The sequence below is a fragment of the Silvanigrella sp. genome, from assembly GCF_044369315.1.
Lineage (GTDB): Bacteria > Bdellovibrionota_B > Oligoflexia > Silvanigrellales > Silvanigrellaceae > Silvanigrella.
Genome location: NZ_JBIPMD010000085.1, coordinates 1 through 11,966, shown reverse-complemented (window position 1 = coordinate 11,966; position 11,966 = coordinate 1). Strand labels below are relative to the sequence as shown.

The 11,966-nt window shown below is 30.1% G+C and carries 8 protein-coding genes; 7 read left to right on the top strand and 1 reads right to left on the bottom strand.

Annotated features, from left to right (window positions below):
- Nucleotides 1–163 precede the first annotated feature (163 nt).
- Nucleotides 164–4,549 (bottom strand): hypothetical protein, encoded by a 4,386-nt coding sequence (locus ACIQ56_RS08680; RefSeq protein WP_397600676.1) that lies wholly within the window; start codon nt 4,547–4,549, stop codon nt 164–166.
- 158 nt (nt 4,550–4,707) lie between these two features.
- Between ACIQ56_RS08680 and alr the strand changes: the two genes are divergently transcribed.
- From alr to ACIQ56_RS08645, 7 genes are all read left to right on the top strand, one after another.
- A complete protein-coding gene (gene alr / locus ACIQ56_RS08675) occupies nt 4,708–5,922 on the top strand; it encodes an alanine racemase (protein ID WP_397600675.1) in 1,215 nt (404 codons plus the stop codon).
- Nucleotides 5,922–7,094 (top strand): tRNA preQ1(34) S-adenosylmethionine ribosyltransferase-isomerase QueA, encoded by a 1,173-nt coding sequence (gene queA, locus ACIQ56_RS08670; protein WP_397600674.1) that lies wholly within the window; start codon nt 5,922–5,924, stop codon nt 7,092–7,094. The genes alr and queA overlap by 1 nt, the downstream gene beginning before the upstream one ends.
- Nucleotides 7,095–7,096: 2 nt before the next feature.
- Nucleotides 7,097–8,371, top strand: coding sequence for a tRNA guanosine(34) transglycosylase Tgt (gene tgt, locus ACIQ56_RS08665; protein ID WP_397600673.1), 1,275 nt, complete (start codon nt 7,097–7,099; stop codon nt 8,369–8,371).
- 3 nt (nt 8,372–8,374) lie between these two features.
- A complete protein-coding gene (locus ACIQ56_RS08660) occupies nt 8,375–8,671 on the top strand; it encodes a hypothetical protein (RefSeq protein ID WP_397600672.1) in 297 nt (98 codons plus the stop codon).
- A 51-nt stretch (nt 8,672–8,722) separates the two neighbouring features.
- Nucleotides 8,723–9,433 (top strand): hypothetical protein, encoded by a 711-nt coding sequence (locus ACIQ56_RS08655; RefSeq protein WP_397600671.1) that lies wholly within the window; start codon nt 8,723–8,725, stop codon nt 9,431–9,433.
- An 82-nt stretch (nt 9,434–9,515) separates the two neighbouring features.
- Entirely contained in the window at nt 9,516–10,493 is a 978-nt protein-coding gene (locus ACIQ56_RS08650; RefSeq protein ID WP_397600670.1) for a hypothetical protein, read from the top strand.
- Nucleotides 10,494–10,656: 163 nt separating this feature from the next.
- On the top strand, nt 10,657–11,966 hold a 1,310-nt coding region (locus ACIQ56_RS08645), incomplete at its 3' end, for a PAS domain-containing protein (protein WP_397600669.1).

The following is an 11,966-nucleotide window of genomic DNA, read 5'->3' as shown; positions in this document are numbered from 1 at the left end:
ATATCCTTTTGTTGTAATTTCAAGTAGTTAAGCTACTCTGAAGTACATTACACATTTTAGTCTAAAATAAACGAATGTGATAATCCCGAGATTTTTCCCCGCATCACATCACGCAAACAAAACGTTCAATCTTCATAATGGAGTTAATTGTCTATGTCAATAGCTATCCTGTGCGCTTTAAATCTTTAACCTCATTTTGTAGCTTTTTTTCTTCTTCATTTAGAGGTGGTGGGGGTTCTTCTCCTTTTTGAGAATTATCTGAATTTTTTCTTATGATTAGGCGTTTAGCGGAAGCTCGTAAAGCCCCTGCGAGGGTAGATTCAATAATGTCGCTGTCCTTTGGAACAGATTTGCGTATCATGTTTGCCAAAAGAAAAAGTTCTTCCTCTGAAAGTTTTGAATTTTCAATATTATTATGAAAATTATGAAGAAATTCAAGTACATAGTTAATAGCAACCCCTTGCTCAGGGTAAGCTTCTGCTGCTTCATATTCTTTTCTTCTTGGTTCCATTCCTCTGGAAAAAGTATTTATATTATCTTGTGCTGTATTTGTTCCCTCTTTAGAATGCGAATTCTTCATTGTATTTTCAATATCTCTAATTTCTTCAAGTATAGAGGAGATGTCAGTTCTGGATTTGTGAGCTAAACGATAGGCGGTCCAGTTAAATCCTGTTCGTATTGCATTTTGAGATAAGAAGTGAAGTCTTTCATTATCTTGTGTGTTGGCTTTATCGATTTTATTATTTTCAAGGATAGCCTTGTCTTGACCCCAATATTTTAATGAGGGGTCTTTGTTAATTAAAATTAACTTTTTAATATTTTTTATGGAATTTAAAAATTTATTATTTTTGTGCGATGAGCTTAATAGTTTCTTTTTTAGATTTGTAAACTCAGACATTTTTACAGCAAAACTTTCGGGGACATATTCAATATGGCTTGATGGGTCTAAAAACCATTGCCTTATTTCAGCTTCCTTTGCATCTTGCGAGATCATAGATGCCGCATGGGCATGTCCTTTTTCAAATAATAAATGGGTAAACAATAGAATTTGATCTGTTTTTTCATCTAAAATATTTCCAATAAAAAGTTCATCTCCAGGAGACTTTTTTAAGTGATAATGAGTTTGATGAACCGAAAAAACAACGCTGCCAATATTCCAGTCTGCTAAATTATAATCTTGAAACTTTTTAACATATTTTTGAGGATTTGTTTGATGATTTTTTATAGCTTCAAAAGACATGGTCTCAAATTCAATAAAAATCTGCAATTTTTTAGAACATTGTTTTAAACTAAATGGAAGATCACTTGATATAGAAGAATTTATTTTATCAATATTTTTTTTCGCTTCAACTAAATTACCATCAAAAAATACGGCACTCCAAGCTTTTAACAAATAAGCTTCAAATAAATTTAAGTCATTTCCTATTCTTCCTGAAAGTTCTAAAATTGTTTCTAATATTAATGTTCTATCTTCAGATGATATATTTCTTTCTCCACAAATTAATAAAGAAAATAATAAATGAACAATACTTTCACCATCATTATTTTCTACAGTAAAACGAATGACGCTTAAAATTTGTGGAAATAAAATACTATTATCAATCCATCCAATACATGACCTAAAAAATCGAGATAATACAGAGCCTCTTACTGGTTTTAGTTTTGGAAATAATTTTAAATTATCATTTTTATTATTTTGAACTTCTTCTGGATTTATATTGCTATTTAATAAAAGTTTAATATTTTTTCTGTCATCATTTGTGTTGAATACGATTTGTTCTTGAAGCTTCTTTTGAATTCTATAAATTTCAGACTCAATATTGCTTTTAAAAGATGATTTACGATCATCAATTGTTCTTGTTATTAAATTCGATTTTTCTGCTAAATGAATTAATTTATAAAATTCTTCAGTTCTTCTTTCTCTTTTTTTAATTTGTGAGGGAAAAAAACTTTTCATAGCTAAAATAGCTCTTCTTTTGCCATTTAAAGTGTTCCAACTGACTGCTTGATAATATTTTTCAGCTTGATCAAATTTTCCTAATGAAAGAGATAAATCTGCAATATGCTCTCTAATTTTTGGAACCAGAACAGGTGCTTCTTCAGAACATTCTTTCTCTATATTTTCGCTTAACATTTGTAGTTTAGAGATTATAAACTCAGCTGAAGTATTATCACATAAATCTTCAGTAGCAATAAGTAGTGCGGAATAAGCGCTATAAGCACATTTCTTTAAATTTGATCTGGATAAATATTCTGATATTTGAATGATTTCTGAAAGGGTAGTTTTTTCTTCTAAATTATTGCACATATATTCTGATAAAATAAAATATATTTTTGATTTTATTTCTTTATTAAGTAATAAAGATAGACTAAGCCAGATAAACTGATGTTCCCAATAGTAACAAATAAGTTGCCCTGTTAAAACATCTCTATTTTCGGAAACGAGCCCAATTTTAACAGCAATATTTAATGCTTCATAAGCTAAATGGAGAGGGTCTTTTTTCTTTTTTTCAATTCTTTCTTTTTCATCTTCATCAATATTATCGTCTTCTTCTTTTTTTATTTCTTGAAACTCATTTTCATCTTTTTCTTCTAAAATTAAATCGTCTGCGGGAACTTCATTTAGTGAAATATGTTCTTTGCCTTGATGATATTTATCTGAAAAAATCTCATTTATATTTGCTACTTTATTACTTAAAAGTTCTATAATGTCGGTATTTATTTTTAAATCAACCATAGCCCAAGTGGATAAAAAACGGGCTTGTTGACTGCTTAAATGATTTAATTTTGCTATCCAATAGGAACGTGTCCTATCATCTTTAAGATTGCCAAAAATAAGGTCTTGATTTTTTAATTGTAAAACTGATTTTTTTAATTCTTCATCTGTTATTTCTTCTTCCGTTCCTATTCCTATTATCCATTTCATGTTTAAATTTTGTTTTTTAAAAATTTTTAATAATATTGGCAATGAAGAATGGTCAGCTCTATTTAAGTCATCAATGATAAAATAAGAAATATTTGATGCTAAAAGTATTTTTTCAAACAGTTTTTCAATATTACTGTATAGCCATTCGTGTCTAATTTGAATTAATGAGTTGTTTGATGTTTTTTTAATTATATTTTTATTTTTACCATATTTTTTTAGTGAAGGTAATACATAAAATAGAGTTTCAACTTGATTCCCTAAGTTAAAAAAAATGGATTTCATTTCTTGTAAAAAAACGGGGTTTAAATATATTGTATAATTTAAAAGACTTTCACATAAACTATCTAGAGTAGAAAAAGGTATTTTCATAGAGCTAAATTTTATGGGATGAAAAAATGAATTTTTATTCAAAATACTTAATCCTAGGCTTAAACTTCTCATTAAATAATGTTTATTTGCAGAGTTTGTTTTAGCATCAACCCAAAATCTATTTTTATCTGATTTATTGTTTAATATAAATTCACTTATTGCATCTGGTATTTCAAAATTTTTATTTAAAATAGAATTATAATGTTTTTCATTTAAATTAAGTTGAAAATTAGAATAAGAAGAACTTAAATTTTGTAATTCAATGGTATCTGTTAACTTATTTGACATCATCATAAATTCAAAAGCAATTTCTCTAGCATTAGACATTCTTTTTTCAGGTAAAGGATCAAGTGTTTTTAAAAGTATTGTTCTTAATCGTTTCATCGTATCAAATAAGGGATGTCTTACGGTCCATTTATGCCATTCGCCACCAAAAATAAAAGTATTTTGTTCAGGTAACAAATATATTTGCCAGAGTTGATTGACGACACTCAAGCCTTCTATTTTGATCATGCCAAAATCCCAAGCCATAATAGCGGCAAGGCTAAAAATATCTGAGTTTTCTCGGTAAGAACCTTCTATAAAGCCTCTTGCTTCTGGTGGCAGCCAAAAGTTTTTCTCAATAATTTTTTTAGAAATAGAAACTTGTTCTTCATTATTTTCAAATTCATTGCTATTAGGAATGAAATGGGAATAGCCTCCATCTAATAAAACAATATGAGGCACTTCTTCTTTTCTTTCAAAAAATTCAGATTCATAAGTTTGTTTAATATCAAACGTAGCTCTATCTCGAATAAGAATATTTTGAGGTTTTAAATTTCCGTGAATAATCCCATTTGAGTGATAAAAAGATAAATTTTCAAATACTCTTACCCAAAAGCGGAGTCTATTGCGAATACGAACTAAGTCTGTAATTTTTAAGGGTTGATCTTTTTTGTTTAAATCAAATAAAGTAACACCTTCAACCCATCTTGATAAAACTTCAAATTCATTTGCTTTTAATAAAAGCTCCATATTTTCACCATATTCAAATTGCAATGCATTTTGAATGAGATCAAAGTTCTCTTGAATTTTAAGTTTACAAAATCGAGATTTGCTCAAGCCTTCTACTTTTACTGTTTTTTTTCTAAGCTCATCTGCACGTTGTTGCATACGCGCCATCATGGGGCTGCTTTTTATTTTATGGCTAGCCACCTTTTCAACGCTTGCGTCTTCTCTCTGAGATATTTGTGCAATGAGCCTATCGTTATCCATATTACCCCGAGTCTTTAGATAACTTTTTTCCAATAGAGTTATCGGTGTAAACTTTTTGTTCCATAGGATTGTTATAAAAAATTAAAAACTATTATAATCAAATTGATAAACAATGCATTGAACTTACAATTTTAAAATGCGTTTAAGGAGGCTGATTCATGAAAGAATCTGTATTAGTTGAAGAGTTTGCAGAAAATGCTTCATGGATTGAAATTAGCCAATCTGCTTTTGCAAAAAATGTTTCAATTTATCGAAATACTTTAGAGACGCATATTCTATTAGGTGCCGTTCTGAAAGGAAATGCTTACGGACATGGGTTTTTACAAACTTTAGAAGTTTTACATGGGTATGTAGATATTTTATTTGTTATCAATCCTATTGATGCTTTTAAAATTAGAAAATATGAAAAAGAAAATGAATTGATCCAAAAAAGAGTGGTTGTTTTAGGCTCTATTTCTCCAGATGAAGCCGTTATTTGCGCTAAAAAAGTAGTTGAAGTTGCCATTACCGATGAAAACTGGGCAAATTATATCTCGCATTTAAAACGATCGGAAAAAGAAAAAGGAAACAGTTACAGACCTTTAAAGGCTCATGTACATATTGATACGGGGCTTTCCCGTGAAGGTTTTCTGCTTGAGGGTCTTGAAGAAAAAATTTCATTTTTAAAAGGAAATGAATCTTTAATTCATGTCCAGGGTGTCATGTCTCATTTTGCCAATACAGAAGACGTTACAGAACAATCTTACGCTTTTGAGCAATTGTCTAAGCTAGATAAAGCTCATGATATCATAAGTGAATTTCTAGGGTTACCTTATCATTTGGAAAAGCATATTGCTCAAAGTGCCTCTACAATGATTATTGCGAAATCTCACTATGATATTGCTAGGGTTGGAATTTCCATTTACGGGCTTTGGTCTTCTAATGAAACAAAATTGTCTGCAAAAGTGGTAAAAAGTGAACTGCCGGGCTTAAAACCATCTTTAACTTGGAAATGCAAAAGTCAAAGTGTTAGAAAAATATTATCAGGAACTTATATTGGTTATGGCTGTTCTTGTAGAGCAGAGCGGGATCTTCGTGTGGCTCTTTTACCGGTAGGCTATTTTGATGGTTATCCAAGACTTCTATCCAATAAAGGATATGTTTTAGTTAATGGAGTTCGTTGTAAAGTTTTAGGAAGAGTCATGATGAATCATATTATTGTTGACGTAACCGAAGCAACAAGCGAAGAAGCAAATGAGGTTGTTGCGACACTGATTGGAAGAGATGGATCGGAATCCGTATCTGCAGAAAATATTGCGGAATGGGCTCAAACCATCAATTATGAAGTTGTCACACGAATTGGTTCTCATCTTAAAAGAATGGTCGTTGATTAGTGAAAACAAATTTATTCCATTACGAATTGCCTGAAGATCTTATTGCTCAAGTTCCTTTAAAAAATAGAAATGAAAGTCGGCTTCTCGTTTGTAATTCAAAGCAAAAATCAATATTCGATAAAAACTTTAATGAATTACCAGAAGTATTAAACAATATCTTTAAATTAAAAGAAAATAATTCCAAAGTTTTATTAATTGCGAATAATTCTCGAGTTTATCCTGCGAGAGTTCGTATTCGAAGAAAAACAGGAGCTCGTGGCGAGGTCTTTTTTCTTGAAAAGGGAATAAAAACTCAATATAAATGTTTATTAAGACCTAAAAGCAAATTAAAAATAAATGAAATATTATATGCAGATAATGATAAAGAAATTCCTTTATTTAAAGTAACAAATTTTGATCCACCAATGGTATCTTTGGTTGACGATAGATCATTGGATCACATTTTAGATGAATTTGGTGAAATGCCTCTTCCTCCTTATATTCAAAGAGATCCTCAAAAAAATAAAGCAAATATTAATTTAGATAACGAGCGTTATCAAACAGTATATTCAAATATCAATGAAAAAGGAAGTGCCGCGGCTCCCACCGCTGGATTGCATTTTACCCCTGAAATTATGGAAAAATGTCAAAATGAAAATGTTGAATTTGGATATGTAACTTTACATGTAGGTTTAGGTACATTTTTACCAGTTCAATCACAAGATATTCATGATCATGAAATGCATGAAGAATATTATTTTATATCTGAAGAATTATCTGAAAAGCTAAATCGATTTTTAGAAAATGAATGGCCAATTGTATTTGTTGGAACGACATCTCTTAGAGCAATAGAGAGTTATTTTAGATATATTTTTCCAGATCAAAATAAAAATAAAATAATGAAGCTTGCAAGTGAAAAAAAATTAAAATCAATTTTAAATAATGAAATAAATAAATGGATACCAACTAAAATATTTATTTATCCAGAATATAAAAATCATCAAATTATTCCTTTAATTGGAAATGCTATCATAACCAATTTTCATCAACCAGAGAGTACGCTTGCAATGCTAATAGCTGCTCTAATGGGTTTTGATTTCTGGAAAGAATTTTATAATTATGCTATAGAAAAAAAGTATCGTTTTTTTAGTTATGGAGATTCAAGTCTTCTCGTTTTTGGAGCAAATTTTTAATCATGTTAACTAACAGAAATTTAATTGAGTTTTCGAATATTAAATCATTACAACTTTCAAAAGATTTTAAAGAAGGTTCACTTGATACAAAAGATTTAAAAGCAAACGATTTAATAAATGAGTTTTCTCAAGTTATTGAAAAAGGAATTGCTACAAATGCAGATCTCTCCTTGCTTGAAAAAGTTGGCCCAAGAGTTACTAAATTAAAATTTGGAAATGTTGAATTAGAAACACCCATATTTATGCCTGTTGGAACAGTTGGGAGTGTTAAATCTCTTTCTCCTGAAGATGTTTATTCTATTGGATATAAAATTATTTTAGGAAATACATATCATTTAAATTTAAGGCCAGGAATGGATCTCATGCGTGAATTTAATGGCTTACATGAATTTATGAGATGGCCTGGAGCTATTTTAACAGATAGTGGTGGTTTTCAGGTAATGAGTTTAGCTAAAATTCGTAAGTTAACAGAAGAAGGAGCTACTTTTGCAAACCATATTAATGGTGCAAAAATTACATTAACACCTGAAAGTGTAGTTCAAATTCAAGAAGATATTGACTCCGATATTCAAATGGTTTTAGATGAATGTACACCCTACCCAGCAACTCATGCGGAAGCATTATCAAGCATGGAACGTTCTATGCGTTGGGCAACAAGAGCACGTAGCGCAAGAAAAAAATTAAATAGAGCACAGTTTGGAATTGTTCAAGGTGGAATGTATGGCGATTTAAGGGTTAAAAGTGTAAAACAACTCATTGAAAATAATTTTGAAGGTTATGCCATTGGAGGCCTTTCCGTAGGCGAATCTAAAAGAGAAATGCGAAGGCTGCTTTCCGCCACAATTCCTTGGATGCCTCATGATAAGCCAAGATATTTAATGGGTGTTGGAGCTCCTGATGATTTAATAGATGCCATATTACTTGGTATTGATATGTTTGACTGTGTTATGCCAACTCGAAATGCACGTAATGGAAGTGTATTTGTAAGATCAAGTTCTTCTGCAAATGGTAAAATTCAAATAAAAAACTCTATTCATAAATCAAGTAAAGAGCCTTTAGATTCATGTTGTAATTGTTATACTTGTAAAAATTACTCCAGAGCATATTTGCGTCATCTTTTTGTTGCAGAAGAACTATTGGTTTTTAGGCTATTGTCGATTCATAATTTGCAGTTTTTATTTGATCTCACAAATGAAATGAGAGAAGCTATTAGGGCTGGAAATATATTTGAAAATGTTTCGGAAATAAGAAGGATCTTTGCACCTGGCAGTTTATAATTCATGGGGAATAGTAGGCAAAATAATATAAACTATGATAGCAATGAGAAAAATTTGCCGCTATTTGTAGGTTCCCATGAAACTCAAGGATTTATGAATGAAATTATAAAAACTTCGAGAGAAAGAAAAAAAAACGAAAAAGAAATTAAAAAATGGTGGTTTTGGCTAGGTTTTTTGGGTGGAATTTTTATAGCAAGCTTAGGGATTTTTTTCACTTTTACCACAGTATATTTTATTGAAAATTCAATTTTAGAAAAGCCAAATTTTAATAATCAAAAAGTAATTTGCGAAAAGAAATAAAAATAGCTAATATCTAACTGATTTGTTAAACGCTTTTAAAAGAGGTATTGTATGTCTATGAATATAGGATTTTTTAATAAAAAATTTGTGATTATTTCAGCTACCACAGCTTTAATGATTGCAGGATGTTCTTCTTCACCAAAATATGTTAAAACAGAAATTATTTCTAACTCAACAAAAACATTAGAGACTCCAGAGTGGGTTTTGAATCCATCAATTATGCATGAAGAAGGTTCTAATATTATATTTATTCATAAAGTAACACTAAGCGGTTCTTCTCGCCCAGATGCTTGTGTTTCCATGGCGCGTACACAAGCGGTAGGTGAAATGATGAAGTATATTAAAAATGCTGTAACAACTTCTGGACAAGTTGAAGACCTAAATTCTTCTTCTGACCCTTCATTATCTTCATTAACTGCATTTCTATCTCAAGGTAATATTTCTGGAGCAAAAGTAACTACTTCTTATTGGGAACAAACAATGGAAGCAGATGAATCTGGATTTAAACCAACTAAAAGATTGATGTGTGCTGTTCAAGTAGCAATTGAAAAATCTGTTTTAGATAAACAAATGCGTGATGCTATTAACGGAACACCTGGTGGAAATCCTGAAATCCGTAGAAAATTGTTAGATGCACAAAAATCGTTTATTGATAATGTTGGAAATAAAGATGCTGCAAAAGAACCAAATAGCAGTGATATAAAATCAAATTCGGATTCTGTCTCTAAAACAGAAACAAATGTAGATCCAAAATCTGAATAATAAATAAATTGAAAAAGGTAAATAAATTAAATCATTTTTTTATAAAAATTTAATTTGTTCATTTTAATAATAAAGGTGAGTTATGTTTATTAAAAGTAATAAAAACTTTATATCCATTTTAGGGACTTCAATATTTATTTCATTAAATACTTATGCTCAAACAGATCCTTGTTCTACTTTAGCAGATTTACAAACTAAAACAGATACGAATTCTTTTGTGGGTTATGGTTCGGCATCTACTCAAAAAGAGGCAGATCAAAATGCTCAAGTGGATCTTGCTCGTAACATTCGTCAAAAAGTAACAGCAACCTCAACAGTAGATGAAACTAAAGACGATGCTTCATTAAAAGCAACTTCAAAGTCTGTCGTTTCTGAAGTATTGATAGGTGCTAAAGTACTAAAAAGATGTTCTGATAAGGGAACATTTTCTGCAGTAGTTACTTTAGAAAAAAAAGCTTTTGTATCTTCAATGACTGAAAAATTAACAGCAAATATTAAAAAAGCAGATAATTTAATTCAAGCTATCGAAAAAGCCAAATCAGATGAAGCTATGGGCAAAAGCGTTGATAATGCTAAAAAATTTCTAGCAGAATACCAAGACAATTCAGAATCAGACTTTGAAGTTTGCAAAGTTTATAAAGGTTGTTCTGAAATAAATATTGATAACATCCATAATTTAGCAGAATTGGTATCTAAAGAAGGTGATAAAGATCAATATGTTTTTATTACAAATAACGATAAAGTTTCAACAGCATTAAGAGATGATCTCATTACTTTGTTAGAAGATGATCCAAAAGAAAAAATAAAAATAATGGACGGAGCTGTTACTGAGGCAGGAAGTGATTCTAAACGTAAAATTCTTGCTAGCTGTAAGGCAAAAGTAGGTTCAAAAATTCCTGGGACAGACGATCGTATTGTAGAAACTCGTTGCACTTTAGAAGCGTATATTGGAAAACAAAAAAAGTTTCGCAAAGTATATAGCTGTAAAGCTACAGTGGATTCCGAAATTTCAGTTGATGACGCGGTATCGACGTGTTCTGGAAGACTTGTTTTAGAATAAAATTTTAAGGTTTTCCGCTCTTTCGTTAAATCTAGGAACCCAATTTTTTACAGTAAATATGCCAAAACTTATGCTTTTTCAAATGATAAAAAATAAAATTCTTTCTATATATTAAATATATTAGTCCGAAAAGGTTCCTAGAATTAATCCATAGGAGTCTAAAGTGGATGAATCTTCAAAATCAAAATTAAATTCCACACTTGATACAAGTACTTTAGATCTATCGGAAGATAAAATAAAAGACCTATTAGCCCAAGTAACAGCTATTAATAAAACACAAGCTATTATTGAATTTAATTTAGATGGAACTATTTTAAATGCAAACAAGAATTTTTTAAATGTGATTAGTTATAATATTGATGAAATTGTTGGGAAACACCATCGTATTTTTTGTGAGTCAAGTTACTTTAATTCAAATGAATATCGTTTGTTTTGGGAAAAATTAAATCGAGGTGACTTTGATTCGGGTGAATATAAACGTATAGGTAAAGACGGAAAAGAAATTTGGATTCAAGCTTCTTATAATCCTATTTTTGATTTATTTGGGAAGCCATATAAGATAATTAAATTTGCTACAGATATAACCAGTCAAAAATTAAAAAATGCTGATTATGAAGGACAAATTAGCGCAATTGGAAAATCTCAGGCAATAATTGAATTTAATTTAGATGGTATCATCCAAAATGCGAATGATAATTTTTTAAATACAATGGGTTATTCTCTTAGTGAAGTAAAGGGAAAACATCACAGAATGTTTTGTGAAACAAATTACACAAATTCAAATGAATATCGTTTATTTTGGGAAAAATTAAACCGAGGTGAATTTGATTCGGGTGAATATAAGCGCATTGGTAAAGGTGGCAAAGAGATCTATATTTCTGCTTCTTATAACCCTATTTTTGATTTAAATGGAAAACCTTTTAAAATTATTAAATATGCATCTGATGTAAGTAAACAGAAATTAAAGGATCAAGAGTTAAATGCTCTTTCAAAAACACAAGCTGTAATTAATTTTAATTTAGATGGAACTATAATTGAAGCAAATGATAATTTTTTATCAACAATGGGATATAGAATGGATGAAATAAAGGGAAAGCATCATTCTATGTTTTGCGATTCTAAATATACAAATAAATCGGAGTATCGTGAATTTTGGAATAAGTTAAATCATGGTCAGTTTATTACAGGCCAGTTTCAAAGATTTGCTAAAGGGAATCGCGAAATTTGGCTTCAGGCATCTTATAACCCTGTATTTGATCTTTCTGGTAAAGTATTTAAAGTAGTTAAATATGCTACTGAAATAACCAAAGAAAAAAAAGAATGGCTAGATCTTGTTCGAATTTTGGGAGAGACAGTGTCATTTCCCAAAGACGATTGGACTATTCCCATAGTCATTGAGACTAAATATTTTGATTTTGCCTTACATAGGCTGTTTGAGCTGGTATGGCATTCTATTAAGGAAGTTGAACTCAA

Bases quoted from the DNA above. Each gene is read 5' to 3' on its own strand.
- ACIQ56_RS08680 (WP_397600676.1), bottom strand. From the start codon at position 4,549: ATGGATAACGATAGGCTCATTGCACAAATATCTCAGAGAGAAGACGCA.
- alr (WP_397600675.1), top strand. From the start codon at position 4,708: ATGAAAGAATCTGTATTAGTTGAAGAGTTTGCAGAAAATGCTTCATGG.
- ACIQ56_RS08660 (WP_397600672.1), top strand. From the start codon at position 8,375: ATGGGGAATAGTAGGCAAAATAATATAAACTATGATAGCAATGAGAAA.
- tgt (WP_397600673.1), top strand. From the start codon at position 7,097: ATGTTAACTAACAGAAATTTAATTGAGTTTTCGAATATTAAATCATTA.
- ACIQ56_RS08655 (WP_397600671.1), top strand. From the start codon at position 8,723: ATGTCTATGAATATAGGATTTTTTAATAAAAAATTTGTGATTATTTCA.
- ACIQ56_RS08650 (WP_397600670.1), top strand. From the start codon at position 9,516: ATGTTTATTAAAAGTAATAAAAACTTTATATCCATTTTAGGGACTTCA.